Origin of the sequence: Methylibium sp. (genome assembly GCF_965279545.1) — a bacterium.
In the GTDB taxonomy this organism is placed as follows: Bacteria; Pseudomonadota; Gammaproteobacteria; order Burkholderiales; family Burkholderiaceae_C; genus Methylibium.
Genome location: NZ_OZ257250.1, coordinates 1,726,779 through 1,747,610, shown reverse-complemented (window position 1 = coordinate 1,747,610; position 20,832 = coordinate 1,726,779). Strand labels below are relative to the sequence as shown.

Here is a 20,832-nt window from a genome sequence, read left to right as displayed (position 1 = left end):
TCCGCAAGGACACCGCTGCGGCAACGACGTCACCGCGGCTGCCGTATGAAGCCGTCTTGCCCGGCATTGGCGCTTCTGGAGGATCCGGACTGCACGCTGGCGATGCTGCTGCAGCAGCAGGCGAGACAACGGCCCGATGCCGCAGCCATCCTTGCGCCCGGCCGGTCTGCGTTGACCTACGCTGGCCTGTGGTCGCAAGTCCGGCATGTGGCCACCGTCCTGCACTCGCACGGCGTGACGCCATCGGTGCGCGTTGCCGTCATGCTCCCCAACGGGCCCGAGATGGCCACCGCATTCCTCGGCGTCTCGGCGTGTGCCGCCTGTGTTCCGGTGAATCCGGGCTCCCAGGCAGCGGAGTTGCGGTCGTACCTGGCCGACGTTCGTGCGCGGGTCGTCATCGTTCGCAAGGGGGAGGGCGGTCCGTTGCCCGCCGTGGCGCGGGACCTGGGCCTCGGCTTGCTGGAGATCGATGTCGACACGACCTTGCCTGCCGGGCAGTTCCGGCTGCCACCCGGGTCCTGCGATCTCGTCGAGCCCCACAGCCCTGCGCAATCGAGCGACATCGCCCTGGTCCTGCCCACGTCGGGTACGACGGCCCGTCCGAAGATCGTCCTGCTCGAGCAGGCCCATCTTGTCGCCACGATCCGCACCAACATCCAGCACTTTGCGCTGTCGCCGGCAGATCGCTGCCTGAACGTACGGCCCTTGTTTCACACCCACGGTCTGGTGAGCAGCATCCTGGCAACGGTGGCCAGCGGCGGCAGCGTGGTGTGCGCGCCGGGCCTCGACGGCGATGCGTTCTTCGATTGGGTCGCGCAGTATCAACCGACCTGGTACAGCGCGGTGCCGACCATGCACCAGTGGGTGCTCGCCCATGGCGCGCAGTACCGGCAACGGGCGCCGGAACACCGATTCCGCTTCCTGCGTTCCGGCGCGGCCCCGCTGGCACCCGCGACGCTGCGCAGTCTCGAAGCGCTGATGGACGCCCCGCTCATCGAGGCCTACGGGATGACCGAGCGCACGCCCATCGCCATCAATCCGTTGCCGCCGGGTGTGCGCAAGCCCGGCTCGGTCGGTCTGCCTGCCGGGGTCGAGATCATGCTGATCGACGAAGCCGGACGGCGGGTCCCGCCGGGTGCCGTCGGCGAAATCACCATCAGGGGCCCGGGGGTCATTGCCGGCTACGAGAACCACGCCGATGCCGACGATTCATGCCCGGACGGCTGGTTCCGGACCGGCGACCAGGGCCGGTTCGACGACGACGGCTACCTGTTCATCACGGGGCGTCTGAAGGAGATCGTCAATCGGGGCGGCCAGAAGATTTCGCCGCGCGAGGTCGATGAGGCGCTGCTGGAACACCCGGCCGTCGCGCAGGCGGCCGCCTTCGGTGTTCCCCATGCCACGCTGGGCGAGGAACTGGCGGCGGCCGTGGTGCTGCGCGATGGCGCGACCATCGGGGAGGCCGGGCTGCGCGGCTTCCTGTTCGAACGCCTTGCGCAATTCAAGCTGCCATCGACCATCGTCTTCGTCGAGTCGCTGCCGGTCAGTGCCGTCGGCAAGGTCCGGCGCGGCGAGCTGCGCACGAGATTCGGCAAGCTCATCGAGAAGGATTTCGTCAGCCCGCGAACCGGTACCCAGTGCTCACTCGGCGCCATCTTTCGCGAGATCCTCGGCTGCGGACCCGTTGGTTTGCACGACGGCTTCTTCGCCCTCGGCGGCGATTCCCTGAAGGGCACGCGCGCGATGGCGCGGATCAATGAGCGGCATGGCGTGGCGCTGTCGGTGCCCGAACTCTTCCGGTACCCGACGATTGCCGAGCTGGCGGTCGTGATCGACGCTGCCGGGGGCGCACCGCTCGACACGGCCGTCGGCCCGGCCACAGAACTTCTTGAAGCCGACGGCCGAACGGCGCAGACGACACCGCACATGGCGCTGCCCGGCGAGCCGAATGTGCCGTCACCGGCCGTCGAGGCAGCCGCCTCGGCGGCGGCAAGCGGCAACGCCAGGAGCCGCCTGCTGGCACTGCGCCGACAGCGACACGAGGCTGCGCGCACCCTCGAGCGGCGGCCCGGATCGAGCGAGATGGCCCTGTCCTTCGCGCAGGAAGGCTTGTGGTTCCTGGACCAGTTGACCGGGCCGAGCGGGGTCTACAACATGGCCCGAGCGGTGCGTCTGCAGGGCACGCTGGACGTCGCCGCGCTCGAGCACGGCGTGCGCGCTCTGGTGGAACGGCACGAGAGTCTTCGCACGGCCTTCGAGGATCGCCAAGGAGTGCCGACGCAAAGGGTGCGCGCATTCGACGAAGTTGCCGCCGGCCTGAGACTGACCCCGGTGCCGGTCGCAGGCAACACGCCGGACGAGCGCGAACAAGCGCTCGGCGCGTCGTTGCAGGCCATGGTGGCCGCCCCCTTCGACCTGTCGTGCGCGCCCTTGCTGCGCGCGCAGCTGTGGCGCATGGGTGACAACGAGCATGTGTTGCTGCTCGTCGTGCACCACATCGTGTCCGACGGCTGGTCGATGGGCGTGCTGGCACGTGAGCTCGGCGCCTTGTATGCCTGCGCTCGGAATGGCTCCGTGCTGCCGCCTCTGCCGGTCCAGTACGGCGACCATGCCTTGTGGCAACGCCGGCGGCTCGCGTCCGGCGTCGAGGCGCAGCAGCTGCAGTACTGGCGCGAGCAGTTGCAGGGTCTGCAGACGCTCGAGCTGCCCACCGACCGACCGCGGCCGGTGCGAGCCAGCCAGCGCGGAGCGGTCGAGCGCTTCGTGGTGCCCGGGCCCTTGGTCGAGAAACTGCATGCCGTGGCGCGGCGCGAGAACGCGACGCTGTTCATGCTGTTGCTGACGGCGTACCAGGTGCTGCTGATGCGCCATTCGGGCCAGCAGGACCTCGCGGTCGGTGTTCCGGTCGCCGGCCGCAACCGGGTCGAGTTCGAGGGGCTGATCGGCTTGTTCGTCAACACGGTTGTCTTGCGCACGGATCTGTCGGGCAACCCGGAGTTCACCGAATCGCTGCGCCGGGTGCGCGAAACGGCGCTCGATGCTTTCGCCCACCAGGACCTGCCGTTCGACCGGCTCGTCGCCGAGCTCAGCCCGCAGCGCGACCTGAGCCGCAACCCGCTGTACCAGGTGTCGTTCGCACTGCAGAGCCACTCCGAATCCCTGCTCGATCTGGGCGGGCTGGCGGCGCAGCCGATCGGGCTGCCGGTGACGGAGTCGAAGTTCGACCTGTCGCTCGCGCTGACCGAGGTGGACGGAGTGTTGCAAGGGGTGCTGGAGTACGCGACGGATCTGTTCGATGCGGGCAGCATCGAGCGCATGGGTCGGCAGCTGGGCTGCCTGCTCGAAGCCATCGCTGCGGATCCCGGGCAATCGATCATGAGGCTGCCGCTGATGCGGGCCGACGAACGAGAGCACGTGCTGCAGGCGTGGAACGACACGGCCCGCGAGTTTCCTGCGCAGCACAACCTGCACCAGCTCTTCGAGGCACAGGTGCGGCGCAGCCCCCAGGCGATCGCGGTGATCCTGGACAGCCAGCAGCTCGGCTACGCCGAACTCAACCGGCGTGCCAACCGCCTGGCGCACGAGCTGCGCGGGCTGGGCGTGGGGCCCGACGTGCTGGTGGGGCTGTGCCTGCAGCGCAGCCCCGCCATGGTGGTGGCGCTGCTGGCGATCCTGAAGGCCGGTGGGGCCTACGTGCCGCTCGATCCGCAGTACCCGAGCGAGCGGCTGGCCTTCATGCTCGGTGATACCGCGGCCCCGGTGGTGATCACGGAGCAGGCGCTGCGAGCGCAGCTGCCCGGGAGCGGCGCGCGGGTGCTGTGCATCGACAGCGACTGGGCTGCGCTGGCGCACCAGCCCGACACCGACCTGCCCGCGCTGGCCACCCCGGAGCACCTGGCCTACGTCATCTACACCTCCGGCTCCACCGGCACGCCAAAGGGGGTGGCGGTCTCGCATCGAGGCATCTGCAATCACAACCACTGGATCACCGGGCAGCTGGGGCTCGGCGCCGAGGACCGATTGCTGCAGAAGACATCGATCAGCTTCGATGCGTCGGTCTGGGAGTTGTTCGCCCCCCTGACCGCCGGCGCTGCGTTGGTGCTCGTGAAGGAAGCCGGGCGCGGCGACGCTGCCTATATCGCTCGCACGATCCACGACCATCACATCACGATCGCGCAGTCGGTGCCGTCGGAACTGAGCGTCTTGCTCGACCAGCCGTCGTTCCGCGAATGCCGCAGCCTGCGCTACATGGTCTGCGGCGGCGAGGCGCTCGATCGGGCCTTGGCACGCCGCTTCGCCGAATGCCTGCCCGACGCGACGCTCGCGAACTGCTACGGCCCCACCGAAGCAAGCATCGACAGCACATGCTTCGAGGTGCATGCCGTTGCGCAGGGTCCCGGTACCGTGCCGATCGGCAGGCCGGTCGCGAACGCGCGCTGCCACATCCTCGATGCCTGGCTGCAGCCGGTGCCGATCGGTGTCGTCGGCGAGTTGCATGTCGGCGGCGTCGGTCTGGCCCGCGGCTATCTGAACCGGCCCGAACTGACCGCAGAAAGGTTCATTCGCGACCCGTTCCGCGAAGGCGAGCGGCTGTACCGGACCGGCGATCTCGCGCGCTATCTGCCCGACGGCACGATCGAGTACATCGGCCGCGTCGATCACCAGGTCAAGATCCGAGGTTTCCGCATCGAACTCGGCGAGATCGAGGCCCGCATGGCATCGCACCCGCAAGTGGCCCGCTGCGTCGCCGTTGTTCGCGAGGATCGGGGGGGCGATCCGCGTCTGGTCGCGTACGTCGTCGCCAGGGGCAGCATGCCCTCGGCCGACGTCCTGCACGCGCATCTGCGCGCCGGCCTGCCCGAGTACATGCTGCCGAATCACATCGTTGAGCTCGAGGCGATCCCGCTGACACTCAACGGCAAGCTCGACCGCAAGGCCTTGCCGGTGCCGAATGCTCAGGAGGGTGCGACCCCCGTCCATGAATCGCCGCGAGGCGAGGTCGAGCTCACGCTGGCGCGTTTGTGGGCCGAGGCGCTGGGGATCGAGCGCGTCGGTCGCCACGACGACTTCTTCAAGCTCGGCGGCCATTCGTTGCTCGCGATCAGGCTGATCGAGCGCATGCGTCGGGCCGGGCTGGCGGCCGACGTGCACACCCTGTTCGTCGCGCCCACGCTCGCGGCCCTGGCGGCCGCGGTGGGGGGCGGCAGCGGCGAGGTGCAGGTCCCGCCGAATCTGATTCCGCCTCGCTGCGGCTCGATCACGCCGCACATGCTGCCGCTGGTGGAGCTGACGGTCGAGCACATCGCGCGCATCGTCGCCACGGTGCCCGGCGGCGCTGCCAATGTGCAGGACATCTACCCGCTGGCGCCGCTGCAGGAAGGCATCCTGTTCCACCACCTGGCCCAGAGCGAGGGGGACCGCTACCTGCTCCGCGACCTGTTCGCTTTTGCGGACCGTGCGCAACTGGATGCCTACCTGCGGGCCCTGCAGCAGGTGGTGGACCGACACGACATCCTGCGCACCGCCGTGCTGTGGGAGGATCTGCCCGAGCCTCTGCAGGTGGTGTGGCGGCATGCACCGCTGTCGATCGAGGAGCTGCAGCTCGACCCGACCGAAGGCGACGTGGCCCACCAGCTGCAAGCGCGCTTCGACCCGACCCGCTGCCGCATCGACGTGCGGGAAGCCTCGATGCTGCGCGTGCGCATCGCCTACGATGAACCCCATGCGCGCTGGATCGTGGCGCAGCTGTTCCATCATCTCGCGACGGACCACACGTCGAAAGAAGTGCTGGAACAGGAGGTGCAAGCGCATCTGGTCGGTCGGGCCGATCGGCTGCCGCCGCCGGTGCCGTTCCGGAATTTCGTCGCGCAGACCCGGCTGGGCGTGTCGCGCGACGAGCACGAGGCGTTCTTCCGAACGATGCTGGCCGATGTCGACGAGCCGACCCTGCCCTTCGGGCTGGTCGGCATGCATGGCAGTGGCGCCGATATCGCCGAGGCGCGCCTCGCTGTCGACGCCGGGCTGGCGCAGCGTCTGCTCCGCGGTGCGCGCGCGCTCGGCGTCAGCGCCGCCAGCGTGTGCCACCTTGCCTGGGCCCTGGTGCTGGCGCGCGTGACGGGACGTGAAGACGTGGTGTTCGGCACGGTCCTGTTCGGCCGCATGCAAGGGGGGGCCGGTGCTGATCGGGCGCTGGGGCTGTTCATCAACACCCTGCCGTTGCGCGTGCGTTTGGGCGATGCGAGCGTGCTGAGCGGCTTGAACGACGTGCACGCGCTCTTTGCACGGCTGTTGTGTCACGAGCATGCGCCGCTCGCGCTGGCGCAGCGCTGCAGCGCGGTGGCCGCTCCGGCACCGCTGTTCAGCGCGCTGCTCAACTACCGCCGCGGCGCGGCCGCCGACGTGCTGCCCTGGACCGAGGTGTCGCAGGCCCGCGCGGGTATCGAGGTGACGCAGGCGAATCTCACCAACTACCCGCTCACGCTCAGCGTGGATGACCTGGGCGACGCGCTCACCCTGACCGTGCAGGTGCAGTCGCCAGTGCGGCCCGAGCGCGTGTGCGAGTTCATGCACACCGCGCTGGAACAGCTGATGTCGGCGCTGGAGAGCGCGCCAGCGACACCGCTGTACCGGCTCGACGTGCTGCCCGAATCCGAGCGGCGGCAGTTGCAGCAGTTCAACGCCACCGATGCGGCGTACCCGAGCGAGAAGCTGATCCACGAGTTGTTCGAGGAACAGGTCGGCAGGACGCCGCAAGCCGTGGCCGTGGTGTTCGAAGAACAGTCCGTCACCTACGCCGAGCTCAATGCACGGGCCAACCAACTGGCGCATTGTCTGCGGGCGCAGGGGCTAGGGCCCGACCAGCGGGTGGCGATCTGCGTGGAGCGTGGCGTGGAGATGGTGGTGGGGCTGCTGGGAATCCTGAAGGCCGGGGGCGCCTATGTTCCGCTGGACCCCGGCTATCCGCCGCAGCGGCTGGCGTACCTGCTGCGCGATGCGCAGCCGGCGGTCGTGCTCACGCACGGTGCGCTGCTGCAGCGCCCGCCCGAGGTCACGGCTCCATGGTTGGAGCTGGATACCCTGCGCCTGCAGGATCTGCCAACGCACAATCCTTGCGGCACCGAACTCGGGTTGAACTCGCGGCACCTGGCCTACGTGATCTACACCTCGGGCTCCACCGGTGCGCCCAAGGGGGCCATGAACGAACACGCCGCGGTGGTCAACCGATTGGTGTGGATGCAGCGGGCCTACCGGTTGGAAGTCGGCGAGCGGGTGCTGCAGAAGACTCCCTTCAGCTTCGATGTGTCGGTGTGGGAGTTCTTCTGGACCTTGCTCCATGGTGCCACGCTGGTGGTCGCGCGCCCCGATGGCCACAAGGATCCGGCCTATCTGGTGCAACTCATCCAGCAGGCCGGCGTTTCCACCTTGCATTTCGTGCCTTCGATGCTGCAGCAGTTCCTGGAGCATCTGGACGAGGGCAGCGGCACGGCGGCCCTGGGCAGTTTGCGGCGCGTGGTGTGCAGCGGCGAAGCGCTGCCGTACGACCTGCAGGAGCGATGCCTGCGCAAGCTGCCGATGGCGCAGCTGTACAACCTGTACGGCCCGACGGAAGCGGCCGTCGACGTGACGCACTGGCACTGCCGCTCCGGCGTTCTGCCCGGTCGGGTGCCCATCGGCCGGCCGATCGACAACACCCAGATCCATGTCCTGGACGAGCGGCTGCAGCCGGCACCCATCGGGGTGGCGGGGGAGATCCACATCGGTGGCGTGGGCGTGGCGCGCGGCTACCTGAACAAGCCCGAACTCACGCGTCAGCGCTTCATTGCGGACCCGTTCGGCGCAGCGGCCGCAGCGCGGCTGTACAAGACCGGCGACCTGGGCTGCTGGCTGCCCACGGGCGAGCTCGAGTACCTCGGGCGCAATGACTTCCAGGTGAAGATCCGTGGCTTTCGCATCGAACTGGGCGAGATCGAGGCGCAACTGGCGAAGCACCCGGCGGTCAGCGAGGTGGCGGTGCTCGCACGCGAGGACAAGCCGGGCGACAAGCGGCTGGTGGCCTACTTCTGCGCACGTGAAACGGTCAGTGCCGAGGCGCTGCGGCGGCACCTGCAGGCGGTGCTGCCGCACTACATGGTGCCGGCCGCGTATGTGGTCCTGGACCGCTTGCCGCTGACACCCAACGGCAAGCTCGATCGCAAGGCGCTGCCGGCGCCGGAGATCGCGTGCGATCGTGCCGGCTACGTCGCCGCACGGTCGCCGATCGAAGACGCACTGGTTCGCATCTGGTCCGAGGTGCTGGGTGTCGCGCGCGTCGGCGTGCACGACGACTTCTTCGATCTCGGCGGCCATTCGCTGCTGGCGATACGGGTCGTGGCGCGAATCCGAAGCGAATTTCAGACCGATTTCGCGGTTCGCAGCCTGTTTGAAGCCACGACGGTGGCCCGTCTCGCCACGGAGATCGTTCGGCACCAGACCGCGAAATCCGCGACGCCCCTGCAACTCCGCACGGTGCCCCCAGGCGCCTCATCGGCCATCCTCCCGGCGCCACGCCGCGGCGCGGCGCCGACGTCCTTTGCGCAGGCCAGCCTCTGGTTCCTGAATGGCCTGATGGGTCCGAGCGACGTCTACCACATCACGCGGGCCGTTCGTGTGCGCGGCCCGCTCGACGTTGCGGCTCTCGGGCGCAGCGTGCTTTCGCTGGTGGGACGCCACGAGAGCCTGCGCACTGCCTTCGAGCAGCTCGACGGTGCACCGGTGCAGGTGGTGCATTCGCTCGACGAGGTGGCGCCTGCTCTGCGGCTCGAGCCGGTGCCCGTCGGCGGCGACACGCTGGCGCAGCGCGAACTCGCGCTGGGCGAGTGGCTGCGCGCCGGCGTGGCCGAGCCCTTCGATCTGTCGCAAGCGCCGCTGCTGCGGGCCAGCTTGCTGCGTCTGTCCGACGACGAGCACGTGCTGCTGCTGGTGGTTCACCACATCGTCGCCGACGGCTGGTCGCTGGACGTGCTCGCGCGGGAGCTTGGCGCGCTGTATGCGGCGTTCCATGCGGGACGGCCCGACCCGCTGAGCGCGCTGCCGATCCAGTTTGCCGACTATGCGGTGTGGCAGCGCCAGCACCTCGAGGGCCCGACCACCGAACGCGATCTGGGCTACTGGCGCAAGCAGCTCGCAAACCTCGAGACGCTGCAACTGCCGACCGACCGAGCACGGCCGGCCCGTCCCAGCCATCGCGGCGCGCTCGCGCGTGTCGAGATCGCGCCGGAGGTCGTGGCCGAATTGAAGGCGCTCGCGCGGCGCGAGAACGTCACCTTGTTCATGCTGCTGCTGGCGGCGTTCCAGGTGCTCTTGATGCGCTACTCGGGCCAGCGTGACGTGGTGGTGGGCTCGCCAGGAGCCGGCCGCAACCGCACCGAATTCGAGCCGTTGATCGGCTACTTCGTCAACACGCTGGTGCTGCGCAGCGATCTGTCGGGCGAGCCGAGCTTCGTGCAGTTGCTCGGCCGGGTGCGACAGGTCTGCCTGGATGCCTACGCGCATCAGGAACTGCCCTTCGACAAACTGGTCGCCGAGCTCAGCCCGCAGCGCGACCTGAGCCGCAACCCGCTGTACCAGGTGTCGTTCGCGCTGCAGAACATGCCTGCCAGCGAGCTCACCCTGAGCGGGCTGCGCGCCGAGCGGCTGCCGTTGCCTCGCGCTACCGCCAAGTTCGATCTCCTGCTCGCGCTGACCGAGGTGGACGGAGTGTTGCAAGGGGTGCTGGAGTACGCGACGGATCTGTTCGATGCGGGCAGCATCGAGCGCATGGGTCGGCAGCTGGGCTGCCTGCTCGAAGCCATCGCTGCGGATCCCGGGCAATCGATCATGAGGCTGCCGCTGATGCGGGCCGACGAACGAGAGCACGTGCTGCAGGCGTGGAACGACACGGCCCGCGAGTTTCCTGCGCAGCACAACCTGCACCAGCTCTTCGAGGCACAGGTGCGGCGCAGCCCCCAGGCGATCGCGGTGATCCTGGACAGCCAGCAGCTCGGCTACGCCGAACTCAACCGGCGTGCCAACCGCCTGGCGCACGAGCTGCGCGGGCTGGGCGTGGGGCCCGACGTGCTGGTGGGGCTGTGCCTGCAGCGCAGCCCCGCCATGGTGGTGGCGCTGCTGGCGATCCTGAAGGCCGGTGGGGCCTACGTGCCGCTCGATCCGCAGTACCCGAGCGAGCGGCTGGCCTTCATGCTCGGTGATACCGCGGCCCCGGTGGTGATCACGGAGCAGGCGCTGCGAGCGCAGCTGCCCGGGAGCGGCGCGCGGGTGCTGTGCATCGACAGCGACTGGGCCGCGCTGACGCACCAGCCCGACACCGACCTGCCCGCGCTGGCCACCCCGGAGCACCTGGCCTACGTCATCTACACCTCCGGCTCCACCGGCACGCCAAAAGGGGTGGCGGTCTCGCATCGCGCGGTGGTCCGGCTCGTGGTCGACACCGACTATGTGCGACTCGGCCCGGCGGACGGCGTGGCCCAGGCGTCGAACAGCTCGTTCGACGCGGCCACCTTCGAGATCTGGGGCGCCTTGTTGAACGGCGCGCGACTCGTCATCGTGCCCAGGGAGACGCTGCTGTCGGGCGCGGCGCTCGCGCACCAGATCGAGGTGCATCGCATCAACACGATGTTCCTGACCACGGCACTGTTCAACGAGCACGCTGCGCGGTCCCCTGAAATATTTCGCCGGCTCGATCACCTGCTGTTCGGCGGCGAGGAAGTCGACCCGGTCGCCGTGCAGCGGGTGATCGACGCCGGGCCGCCGAAGCGACTGCTCAACGTGTACGGCCCGACCGAGACGACCACCTTCGCGACCTGGTACGAGGTGCCGCCGATCCGGTCCATGACGCCACCCCGCGTCCCGATCGGCCGACCCGTCGCCAACACGCGCTGCCACGTGCTGGACTCGTCGCTCCAACCGGTGCCGGTCGGTGTCGTCGGCGAGCTCTATATCGGCGGATCGGGACTGGCGCGCGAATACCTGAACCGCACCGAGCTGACGGGCGAGCGATTCGTCGCCGACCCCTTCCGGCCGGGCGAGCGCTTGTACCGGACCGGTGATCTGGTGCGCTATCGGCCTTGCGGCGACCTGGACTACTGCGGCCGCATCGACCGGCAGGTGAAGCTGCGCGGATTCCGCATCGAGCTGGGCGAGATCGAGGCCGCTCTTGCGCGCGAGACCGGTATTGCGCAATGCGCCGTCATCGTTCGGGAGGATCAGCCGGGAGACAAGCGACTGGTCGCCTACGTGGTGGCGTCCGATCCGTCCAGCGCGCCGTCGGCCAAGGAACTGTGCGACCGCCTTGCCACGCAGCTCCCGTCGTACATGCTGCCTTCGTCGGTGGTCATGCTCGACGCCTTGCCTTTGACCGCGAACGGCAAGTTCGACCGTGCGGCGCTGCCCAGCCCCATCCTCGTTCCCGTCGAGCGTGCCGCCAGGCAAGACAGTCCGGCCGACGATCTCGAGCGCAGGCTGCAACGCATCTGGGAGAACGTTCTGGGAGTCCGGCCGATCGGCCCCGAAGACAGCTTCTTCGAACTCGGCGGCCATTCCCTGCTGGCCATCAAGCTGCTCGATGCGGTCGACAAGCAGTTCGGTTGCAGCTTCGGCCTGGCCGCGCTGTTCGAAGCACCGACGATCCGGGGTCAGGCCTCGATGCTGCGCTTGCCGCAACAGCGGCCGCGGTCGAGTTGCGCGGTCGCGGTGCAGGCGCGAGGCGCGCGAGTGCCGCTGTTCTTCGTTTCAGGCTTTGGCGGGGCGCTTCTGCCGTTTCGCAAGCTGGCCGATGAACTCGGTGACGACCAGCCGCTGTACGTGCTCGACTTCAACGCGGTCGATGAGTCTCCCGGCGCCGCGATCACGGTGGTCGACATCGCGACGCAGATGCGGCAAGACATGCGCAAGATCCAGCCCTGCGGCCCCTACCACCTGGCAGGGTTCTCGCTGGGCGGCAAGATCGTCTACGAGATCGCCCAACAACTCCAGCGCGACGGCGAATCGGTCGGCCTGCTCGCGCTGCTCGATTGCGCGGCGCCGGGCTATCCGCGCCGGCGCTCTTTCCTGGTGCGAGCGGCTTTGCATATCAAGCACGCATGGAGCTTCGAGCCGCACGAGGCGGCTGCCTACCTGGTCGAAAGATTCAAGATGCTGAAGAAGTACTTCGGCTTCGCCGACGACCCGACCGTGTTCAAGGCCACGGATGTCGTCGACCCGACGGCCGCCTTCGTGCGCGCGATCGAAGCCCAGGCAAAGCGGGTCTACGACGCCTGGAGGGCCTATGTCCCGACCTTCTATCCGGGGCGGCTGACGCTGATCCGCGCCGCGGTCAAGGAATACCGGCCCGGCATGATCGAAGACGATCTGCTGATGGGATGGAGCAGCCTGATCGGACAAGGCGTCGACGTCGGCAACCTGCAATGCAGCCACAGCGACATGCTCGAAGCGCAGCACGCGCGCGCGCTCGCGGCCTTGCTCAGCGAGCGCCTGCCGGGGCCCGGCGATGAAACTCGCGCACCCGGCGAGAGAGCCGTCGCTTCGGTCTGATGCACTCCACGGTGTCGATGCGCGACGAGGCGTCTTCCTGCCGGCGGGAGGTGCGGCGGCTCCGCGTCAGCACCGAGTCCTCGCATCTCGAAGCGCACTGGCCGTGGCTCGACGACGCCGAGCGGCAACAGGCCCGGCGCTATCGCAACGAAGCCGATCGCGCGCGTTTTGTCATTGCTCGAAGCAGTCTGCGCCAGATCCTCGGCAGCTTGATCGGCGTCGCCGGGCGAGACCTCGCGTTCTGCAGGAACGAGTTCGGCAAACCCTTTTTGGCCGATGCGCGCTTCTCGCTGCACTTCAATACCAGTCATTCCGGCGACTGGGTGTTGCACGCGATCGACGCCGCGGCGCCGATCGGCGTCGATGTCGAGGCCGTGCGGGAGGACCTGGCGCGCATCGATCAGTTCGAAGGCGTGCTGTCCCGGGAAGAACTCGCGTTCCTGAACGGTGTGCCGGACAGTCATCGTGCTCGTGCCTTCGCCACCGTGTGGGTTCGGAAAGAGGCCTATGTCAAGGCGCTCGGTGAGGGCCTGAGCCGCCCGCTGCACGATATCAGCATCGTCGAGGACGCCGCAGGCCTGCCGCGCCTGCTGTACGACCGAAACGCCGGCAGTTCAGCGGCATGCTGGGCTTTCACGGATATCGAGCTCGACGCGCACCACGTCGCCTGCATGGCGTACCGCTGCGACGCCTAGATACCAATCCACGTTCGAACCTATCAAGTCACCCGACGCCCTCGCTGACGTTTGACAGTCGGCTTTCCGGACAAAGACACCGAACACCGCAACGCACTCGGGCCCAAGCTTCCAACTGATGCGTTTGAATGCAATGCCGTATGAGTTCGCCGCGGCAGCCCCGCCTAGCGCTTGCTGCCGCCGGAACTCGGCCAGCGCAGGCCTTGGGGCAGCAACTGGCGCGGGTCGGATGTCGCGGCCGGGGCGCGGTTGCCGCCGCGCTGCGGCGGAGCCTGGAACGCGTAGCGCAGCAGCACCGGCTTGCTGACGTTGCCTTCCAGGTCGATCAGCGTCAGCTCGGCGGTGAGCACCGCCGTCGCTGCCGAACCGCTGAAGGTGTGGATGAACTTGCCGCTGGAACGACCGCGCAATTCGACCTTGTAGACGTTCTCCGTCTTGCCGCCCGCGAATTCGCCGACCAGCATGCGCACGCGCAGTTGCTCGATGTCGGCCTGCGGATCCTCGAAATAGATCTCGGCGGGGTAGCGCTGGCCGTCGCCGACCAGCGAGGTGACGGGCTCGACCGACGAGTCGTTGCCCGTGAAGCTGCGGCCGCCGAAGTCGATCTTGACGATGTAGGGCGCGCGCGCGGGTGCGGTCTTGGTGAGGAAGGGGGCGAGTATCAAGAGCGCGATCGGCAGCACGACCTTCCAGCGCGGCCTGCCGTTTGCAGCGATGAACCAACTGCCCAGGCGCTCGAACAGCGATCGCGTCGGCGCGGGCGGCGGCACGCCGTGGGGACCGGGCGCTGGTGCGGGCGGGCGCATCGGACCCGGCGCCGGTGCCGGCGTCGATGCCGCGACGTCCATGCCGAGCGCGAGGGCCCAGCTCTCGACGGCCCAGCGCGCGTAAGCGGGGTCGGTGCCGCGGTGCATCGTCATCCGCTGTGCGAGCCGCGGCAGCACCACCTGCAGCGGCTCGGTCGCGCCCGCGAGTTCGTCGACGACCTGCTCGTGCATCGCATCGATCAGCAGGTTGATTTCCTGCTTGGCCTCTCCGCATTCATCGCGCAGCAGCCCGCCCAGGCGCTGCGGATCGCGCCGCAGCCCGGCATCGAACTCGGCGATCAGTCGTCTTAGGGCGCTGCGCGCACTGTCGTTCATGGCAAGTCTCGAATTCACTCGAACACGATCGGCACCCGTGTGCGGCCGATCAGCACCTGGCCGGCGCAGCGGAACTGCATCACCAGGTCGTACTGCACGGCACGCCCGGCGTCACGCAGCGGGAACTCGCTGGCGGGGAAGAAGATGGCCCGCACGCTGCTCTCGTCGTGCCAGCGTGGAAACCAGAACTGCATGCGCGACATCTGGCCATCCGGTGTCGCGTAGGCACCCCGTGGCGTGCGCGCCATCACCTTGCCGCCGCTGCGGTAGTTGATCCAGGAGCCCAGTTCACAGCGCTGGAACTTCGCTCCGCCCACCTGCACCGGGATCAGGAATTCGACGCCGTCCTGGTTGTCCTTGCGGGCCGCACGCGCGTGGACCGCGCCCGACTGCGGGGGCAGCAGGGCCCGCAGGGCCCCCGCGTTCGACACCTGGTCGAGCACCTCCCGCCCGACCCACCAGATCACGAGCACGGCGACGATCACGCCGATGGCGCGGCGCTTCTCGACCAGCAGGTTCGCGACGGCGCGCACCGGCTCCGGCAAGCGCTGCATCATCCCGCCCGGCAGCGGCGGGAGCGGGATCGCGGCCAGCGCTTCGGGCGTGGCCAGCGCCAGCGCCAGCGCCCAGCTGTCGACGGCCCAGCGTGCGGACCGGATGTCCAGACCGCGCGACCTCGCAAGCCGCGTCGCAAGGCGCGGGATCAGCACGATGAGCGGCTCGCCGTGGCTGGCCGACAGGTCGGCCGGCACGCGCTCCTCGGCCGCCACGCAGACCAGCGTGTTGGCCTGCCGCGCGTCACCGCATTCGTCGGCCAGCAAGGCTTGCAGCAGGCTGCTGTCGGCAGCGAGTGCGACGCCGCGCTCGGCGACCAGCCGGCACAGCGCGGCGCGCGCGCGTGCGTCGGCGCTCGATGCTTCTGGCGGCACGGCTGCGGGGGGATGGGGCGGACGCGCGGTGCTCATGGTGTGCGGGGTGGGCGCTTGTGTTCCGTAGGGCGCGGAGCGTGCGATGCCGGGTGGTCGGCCGGACTGTTCTGGGCCGCGGGTTCGGCGCCGCCGGGGGCATGACCCAGCCTGGAATTCGACGTCGTCGCGGCGGTCGCTGCCGCCGACCCGGGCGGGCTGCCGTCTCCGGGCGTGCGGTGCCGCAACGCGACGCCCAGGGCCAAGGCGGCCACCGCTGCCGCGGCCAGCGCGATCCAACCGCGCCGGCGAGCCGTCGAAGACAGCGCATCGAGTTGCTGGCGCAGCACGCTGGCCTCGCTGGACGGCCGCCTCGGCGGGGTCCTGCCGTCGCCGTCGCCCGCGGGCGACGCCTCGCTCTGCGTGAGGCTGGCGGCGGCGGCTGGCAGGGCGCCGGCTGCGACACCGGGGCGCCACAGCAGCCCCAGCGTGATGTCGTCGCCGCTGCCGTTCTCCGACGCATGCGACAGGATCTGTTCCAACTCGTCGTGCAGGCCGGCCAGCCCCTGGGCGCGAACGATCTCGAGGAAGTCGCGCCCGACGAGCAGGAAATCGGCATCGCTGCGAAACGAGTTTGCGTAGCCGTCGGTCGACAGCAGCAGCAATTCGAACGGCACGTCGGCCGCGGGCACCACGCTCGTTCGCAGATCGGCCCGCGCGGTCGGCAGGCACAGGGAGGTGGTGAGGTTGCCGACCAGGCGCTCGTCGCTGGCGACCGGGCGCACGGTGCGGCCGTCCGGGACGACGGCCAGGATGTCGCCGTCACCGAGTTGCGCCAGCACCAGCGACTCCGCGGTGACCATCGCCGCCAGCAGCGTGGCGCCATAGGCGACGACGGGGTCGGCCTCGACCGACTGCCGTGCCGCGTTGCCCTCGCGCGCCTCGACCGCGCGCCACTCGTCCGCGGAAACGGGGTGCGACAGCAGGTGAGCGGCGACCGCTGCCGACCACGCGCCGACGACGCGGTCGGCCAGCCTGTTCGACACGAGGGCGGCACGCGCTTGCGGTGCCGCGGCGTCGATCTCGGGAGCGAGCTCGCGCAGCGCGCGCACCGTGACCTCGACCGCGATCGCGGCGCCGACCGCACTGCGGAAGTGCCGCGCGCCGCCGTGACCATCGGCGATCGCGACGATCATCGGCAGCGCGTCCTGTCCCTCCTGCGGCCAGACCGCCGCGCTGTCCTGGTTCGGCAGGCCGTCGCGCAGGTGGGCGGCGCCACGCACCGACGCGCTGCGCACCTGCCAGCCGCCGAAGGAGCCGGTTGCGGGTTGCGACATGGCTACCACTCGTCGCCGGCGACGCCGTCGGTCGAGCTGGAGGCCTGGGCCTGGTAGAGCCGCTTCTTCTGCGCGTCGTCGATCACCTGGGAGGCGGACTCGACGCCGGAACGCGAGGCCCAGCGGATCTGCTGCACCAGGGCCTCGGGGTTGTTGGCCTGCAAGGGCTGCAGCTCGTCGTTGCCGATGAACTTGCGCAGGGCGCCGTGGCTGACATCGCGGCCGATCGCGATCGCGATGCGCACCGCCTCCGCGCCCCAGCGCTCGGCCATCAGCGCCGCGAGGCCGGCGTTGAAGTCGTCGGTGTGGTGTCCGTCGGTCACCAGCACCAGGACCGGCGAGACGGCACGCTCGGGCATCGGTGGTGACTTCAAGGCCTCGGCGACGAGCTGCAGTGCCTTGCCCATGTCGGTGTGGCCCTCGGCGGTCACGTCGTTCCAGCGCAGCGCTGCGACCGGCGTGGGCTCGGCGATGTGCCAGCGCGCGCCGGACGAGAAGCTGACCGCGCGCACGAGCACGTCGACATTGGGGTTGTCGCGCGCGGCAGACTGCAGTTGCGGGACGGCCTCGCGGATCGCCACGTTCAAGGATTGGATCTTGCCGTCCACGCGCATCGATCCCGAGGTGTCCAGCAGCCAGATAAAGTGCAGCTCACGCCGCGCCATGCGGCCGCCGGGCACCTTGCGCGTCGTGGTGGCTTCCATGATCGACCGGCGCGCTACTTCACGACGGCCGTGATGTCGCCCAGCTGGATCCGTGTGCCGGACGCCAGGCGGATCGACCGCCCCGGAGCGATGTCGCGCTGTTCGCCATGCGACAGCGTCACCGGCCAGCCGCTGCTCGACAGGTTCTTCAGGCCGAGCTGGGCCGGATCGTTCGGGTTGGCGTTGACCTCTGCGACGACGCCGTCGCTGCCCAGGGCCTGCAGGCCTGGCGTCTGCGTTGCATAGATGCGCGCGCCGACAGCGACCGGCACGCGGGCACTGCCGATCTCGAGCACCGGATCCGCTTGCGCCCCCCAGGTTTCCGAGACGGCAGCAGGTGCCGGCTTCGCATGGGCCGGCGCCGGCGGGGGAGGCGGTGGCGGCATGTGGCCACGCAACTCCGAGACGTGGTCGAGGATCTGCGACGGCACCAGCCGGTCCTTGTTCGGCGACAGCTCGCGTGCCTTGGTGATCGCGGCCGCGAGCATCGCGAACGCGCCGACCTTCACGGCGAAACCGAGCAGGGCGCCGGACGAGCCGAACGTGTTCCACAAGGCGTGGATGCCTGCCGCCGACGCCAGCCCGATCGCCACGGTTTTCCAGGCGTCGTGCCGGCGCAGCGCGGCGAGGCCCAGGAAATAACCAAAGTAGCCGGCGTAGGCGGCGTGCCCGCAGATGTTCGCCAGCAGCCGCGGGATCATCAGGAAGAGACCGACGCCGCTGCTGCCCAGCATGGCCTGCTGCACCGCGAATGCGCCGGCATCGGGGCCATTGCGTGCCGCCGCGTTGTAGATGGCGGCCAGCTGCCGGAAGTCGCCGCCGATCATTGTGTTGGGCACGTACTGGCCGACGGTTTCGATGAACGCGAAGCCGACACCGGCCGCTGCGCCGATCAGGATCGCGTCGAGCGGCTCGGTCACCTGGGCGCGTGCCAGGAAGCCACTCACCGGCTTGAGTGTCAAGCCGATCCAGATGGCGATGGCCACCGGAATGCCTTTGTAGATCTCCTCCGGCAGTCCGGCGCAGAAGAACATGTTGATGAAGGTCGAGACCAGGCCGGCATCGTCGCCGCCGGTGGCTTTGTCGATGAAGGCCGGACAGGTGACCGAGTGCAGCGCCATGAAGATCGGCATGCCGGTGGTCAGCAGCACCATCAGCAGCCCCGCCGAGGCCGCCATCACGCTCCAGTGCATCGGCTTGCCGACCAGCCGGTAAATGACGTAGAGGCTGCCGACGCAGATGTAGGCCGCCAACAGGATCAGGTAGTACGGCACCTTGACCGGCAGCCCGTCGACCTTGATGAACATGCCCTGCGAAGGCGAGCCGGCAAACTGGAACAGCGCGATGACCAGCGCGATCGTGATGACGGCAGGCAGAAAGTAGGGCTTGCGATAGACCTCGCGCCAGTTGGCCGCGACCGGCAGCAGCTGCGAGCGGGTGGGCTGCTCGGGGGAACGAGGGCGGTATTCGCCGCCAGGGCGTTTGGGCTGGTCCATCACACTCCCCAGGGATCTGCTTGCGTTTGAATTCATGTTAACTCCCGTTGTTCGTCGGGGCGGCGTGCCCGGCGGTCGATTCAGAAGCGACTGACCGGCTCCGCGCCGTCGTCGGCCCGGACCACCGGAGCCTTCTGCGGGACGGCGCGTGATGGCGCCGGGCTGTGCTCCGTGCGCGGTGCGGGAGTCGACGCCCCGTGGATCGGGGGGGTGCCGTGGGCGTCGGTCGAGGATTCGCCGTGGCTTGGCGGACTCGGCAGGCTCGACGCCTGATGGCTTGCGGCGGCACCCACCTCCTGCAGCGCCTGGCCGAATGCCTGCAGCATGCGTGCCGCGACCTGCTGCGCCATCTGCCTGTGTTGCGATGCCGGCTCGTTCTGCTGGGCGTGGGCGGCGGGCGCGACGATGAGGACGCAGGTCCAGAGAACCAGCGCGGTGTGGAGGCGGGGTGCTTGCATGGGGGCTCCTTCAGGTCGTTGATCGGGGCGATCGGGTCCTTCCGTTCGTCCATGCCGGGTGGAGACGGGCAGCCGGGGTCGATATTCGTCGCGGCACCGAAAAACGCGGGCCGGTCCGCGCTGCGATCCTGCGGTCCGGGGGCGTGCGGACCGCGGCCCGACCCTAGAATCCTTCGAACTCCCTTGCCCCTGCACGCACGTGCCCAAGCTCCGCATCGGTCAGCGCCTGCTCGGCACGAACTCGGGTCTGCCGGTCGTGATCGAGGCTTTTCTCGGCGAGGGCGGGCAGGGCGAGGTCTATCGGGTGCTGCTGGGGCCGGAGCGCTTCGCCCTCAAGTGGTACAACGAGCGCATGCTGGCGGTCGATCCCCGGTTGCGCGGGCGGATCGAGGCGGCGATCGAGGCGCGCGCACCGCTCGAGCGCTTCCTGTGGCCCTTCGAGCTGGTCACGCGCGACGACGGATCGGGCCTCGGCTACCTGATGCGGCTGCGCGGCGAGCAGTACGTGAACCTCGTCGATCTGATCGGGGGCGACATCCGCCCGTCGTTCCGCGTGCTGGCGCTGCTGTGTTTCCAGCTCGCCGACGCCTTCTTTGCGCTGCACGCGAAGGGCCTGTCCTACCAGGACATCAGTGCCGCGAACGTGTTCGTCGATCCCCGCAGTGGCGACATCCAGATCTGCGACAACGACAACGTCGACGTCGACGGCGCGGCCAGCGTGATGGGCGGAACGCCCGAGTACCAGTCGCCCGAACTGGTGCTGCGCCGTGGCGGGCCGCGGCGCACGACCGATCTGTACGCGCTGGCGGTGTTGCTGTTTCGCGTTCTGCACGTCGGGCACCCGCTGATCGGGCGGCGTGAGTTCGCGTTCGCGAACATCGCCGCGCCGGAGGCGCGCGGCAAGCTGTACGGCAGCGAACCGGTGTTCGTGTTCGACCCGGTGGACGAGTCCAACCGACCCGACCCGCAGGTGCACGGGCCGGTGATCGCGCACTGGTCGATCTATCCGCAGTTCGTGAAGGACTTGTTCACGAAGGCCTTCACCGAAGGGCTGTTCGATCCGGAGCACGGTCGCGTGCAGGAGACGCAATGGCGGCGTGCGATGAGCCAGCTGCGCGACGCGGTGATGGTCTGCTCCGGGTGCGGCGGCGAGAGCTGCTACGACGCCAGGCGCGTGCGGCAGGGCGTGATTCACTGCTGGGGCTGTGACGCCACGCTGTCGGCGGCACCGCCGCGCATCGGACTGCGGCGCGCCGGCGCGCGCAGTGGCGAGGCACCGGCACACGTCGTGATCCTCGAGCCGGGCGTGCTCCTGCATCCCCACCACACGAGCGGCGGCGAGTACGATTTCTCCCGGATCACGGCCGAGGTGCTGGGGCAGCCGCTGGCCCTGATGAACCGGTCGTCGCAGGCCTGGACCGCGGTGTTCGCCGACCGCAGCGAGCAGGTGGTACCCGGCGCGGCCTTGCTGCTCGAGAACGGCTTGCGCGTGCGCTTCGGGCACGTCGAGGGCGAAGTCAAGCTCTAG

General features: G+C 69.2%; 9 protein-coding genes. 3 read left to right on the top strand and 6 right to left on the bottom strand.

Features of this window, described 5'->3' with window-relative positions; all coding sequences use genetic code 11:
• The first annotated feature begins 45 nt into the window (after positions 1-45).
• Complete coding sequence (locus tag ACQY9S_RS08090; RefSeq protein ID WP_428424636.1) at positions 46-12,567, top strand: amino acid adenylation domain-containing protein; 12,522 nt, start codon at positions 46-48, stop codon at positions 12,565-12,567.
• 17 nt (positions 12,568-12,584) lie between these two features.
• Positions 12,585-13,262 (top strand): 4'-phosphopantetheinyl transferase family protein, encoded by a 678-nt coding sequence (locus tag ACQY9S_RS08085; RefSeq protein ID WP_428425646.1) that lies wholly within the window; start codon positions 12,585-12,587, stop codon positions 13,260-13,262.
• 164 nt (positions 13,263-13,426) lie between these two features.
• Here the strand turns inward: ACQY9S_RS08085 and ACQY9S_RS08080 are convergent, their stop codons facing one another.
• The 6 genes from ACQY9S_RS08080 to ACQY9S_RS08055 all read right to left on the bottom strand — a co-directional run bounded on the left by ACQY9S_RS08080 (position 13,427) and on the right by ACQY9S_RS08055 (position 19,304).
• Complete coding sequence (locus tag ACQY9S_RS08080) at positions 13,427-14,404, bottom strand: hypothetical protein (protein ID WP_428424634.1); 978 nt, start codon at positions 14,402-14,404, stop codon at positions 13,427-13,429.
• Between the two features lie 14 nt (positions 14,405-14,418).
• Complete coding sequence (locus tag ACQY9S_RS08075) at positions 14,419-15,369, bottom strand: hypothetical protein (protein ID WP_428424632.1); 951 nt, start codon at positions 15,367-15,369, stop codon at positions 14,419-14,421.
• Positions 15,366-16,646 carry a PP2C family serine/threonine-protein phosphatase gene (locus ACQY9S_RS08070; protein ID WP_428424630.1) on the bottom strand — a complete coding sequence of 427 codons (1,281 nt, stop codon included), beginning with the start codon at positions 16,644-16,646 and terminating at the stop codon, positions 15,366-15,368. Before ACQY9S_RS08070 ends, ACQY9S_RS08075 begins: the two co-directional genes overlap by 4 nt.
• A gap of 2 nt (positions 16,647-16,648) precedes the next feature.
• Positions 16,649-17,350: a vWA domain-containing protein gene (locus ACQY9S_RS08065; RefSeq protein ID WP_428424628.1), complete on the bottom strand. Its 702-nt coding sequence runs from the start codon at positions 17,348-17,350 to the stop codon at positions 16,649-16,651.
• A 14-nt stretch (positions 17,351-17,364) separates the two neighbouring features.
• Positions 17,365-18,846 carry a PrsW family intramembrane metalloprotease gene (locus ACQY9S_RS08060; RefSeq protein ID WP_428424626.1) on the bottom strand — a complete coding sequence of 494 codons (1,482 nt, stop codon included), beginning with the start codon at positions 18,844-18,846 and terminating at the stop codon, positions 17,365-17,367.
• Positions 18,847-18,926: 80 nt separating this feature from the next.
• Positions 18,927-19,304, bottom strand: coding sequence for a hypothetical protein (locus ACQY9S_RS08055; RefSeq protein WP_428424624.1), 378 nt, complete (start codon positions 19,302-19,304; stop codon positions 18,927-18,929).
• 199 nt (positions 19,305-19,503) lie between these two features.
• Between ACQY9S_RS08055 and ACQY9S_RS08050 the strand changes: the two genes are divergently transcribed.
• Positions 19,504-20,832, top strand: a complete 1,329-nt coding sequence (locus tag ACQY9S_RS08050; RefSeq protein WP_428424622.1) for a protein kinase domain-containing protein — start codon at positions 19,504-19,506, stop codon at positions 20,830-20,832.

Excerpts from the sequence above, each read along its gene's own strand:
- ACQY9S_RS08090 (WP_428424636.1), top strand. The coding sequence starts at position 46 with ATGAAGCCGTCTTGCCCGGCATTGGCGCTTCTGGAGGATCCGGACTGC.
- ACQY9S_RS08085 (WP_428425646.1), top strand. The coding sequence starts at position 12,585 with ATGCGCGACGAGGCGTCTTCCTGCCGGCGGGAGGTGCGGCGGCTCCGC.
- ACQY9S_RS08080 (WP_428424634.1), bottom strand. The coding sequence starts at position 14,404 with ATGAACGACAGTGCGCGCAGCGCCCTAAGACGACTGATCGCCGAGTTC.
- ACQY9S_RS08075 (WP_428424632.1), bottom strand. The coding sequence starts at position 15,369 with ATGAGCACCGCGCGTCCGCCCCATCCCCCCGCAGCCGTGCCGCCAGAA.
- ACQY9S_RS08070 (WP_428424630.1), bottom strand. The coding sequence starts at position 16,646 with ATGTCGCAACCCGCAACCGGCTCCTTCGGCGGCTGGCAGGTGCGCAGC.
- ACQY9S_RS08065 (WP_428424628.1), bottom strand. The coding sequence starts at position 17,350 with ATGGAAGCCACCACGACGCGCAAGGTGCCCGGCGGCCGCATGGCGCGG.
- ACQY9S_RS08060 (WP_428424626.1), bottom strand. The coding sequence starts at position 18,846 with ATGGACCAGCCCAAACGCCCTGGCGGCGAATACCGCCCTCGTTCCCCC.
- ACQY9S_RS08055 (WP_428424624.1), bottom strand. The coding sequence starts at position 19,304 with ATGCAAGCACCCCGCCTCCACACCGCGCTGGTTCTCTGGACCTGCGTC.